Source organism: Treponema endosymbiont of Eucomonympha sp. (assembly GCF_001028545.1).
The window spans coordinates 1-532 of record NZ_BBPW01000495.1 but is presented as its reverse complement, the minus strand read 5'-3'; the positions used below and the strand labels follow the sequence as shown (position 1 = coordinate 532).

2 protein-coding genes are annotated in these 532 nt (G+C 48.9%); both read left to right on the top strand.

Annotation, left to right across the window (positions count from 1 at the left end; genetic code table 11):
- Positions 1-41 precede the first annotated feature (41 nt).
- The gene (locus tag AWU74_RS07750) at positions 42-356 is read left to right on the top strand and encodes a BrnT family toxin (RefSeq protein ID WP_059370430.1); all 315 of its coding nucleotides are present in this window, start codon (positions 42-44) and stop codon (positions 354-356) included.
- On the top strand, positions 316-532 hold a 217-nt coding region (locus AWU74_RS12885; RefSeq protein ID WP_162505053.1), incomplete at its 3' end, for a hypothetical protein. The genes AWU74_RS07750 and AWU74_RS12885, both read left to right, overlap by 41 nt.

Sequence of the window (532 nt, the reverse complement as noted above, 5' to 3'; positions counted from 1 at the left end):
ACCGGTATAGACAAACACAATAAAAAGTATTACAGTTAAGCATGACAAGACAAATAGAATTTGACCCAGACAAAGAAGCGATAAACTGGAAAATTCACAAAATCCACTTGTCAACAGCCGCCCTTGTTTTTGGAGACAGCCAAAGAATAGAGAGAGCAGACGACAGCGAGGGCAACACCACCGGCGAGGCACGATGGCAAACGTTAGGCATGGCGGGGAAGGTTTTATTTGTAGTCTACACGGAGCGCGGAGAGAATACGCGCATTATATCGGCACGAACCGCAAACAGAGCGGAAAAAAGGAGCTACTATGGGCATGACAACGCTAACAATAAGCAGTGGACAAAAGCCGACTAAAGAGCAGCTAAAAGAAATCAGGGCGGCGGCAAGGCAGCCGATAACATATACCGCCGACTGCCCGGCATCGACACCGGCAGCGCTTAAGGAATTTGCGGCAAAGGCAAGGGAATTAAGGCAGCGAAACAGGCAAATCAAACCGGCGGTAACAATCCGCATCATGCCGGAATGTTTGG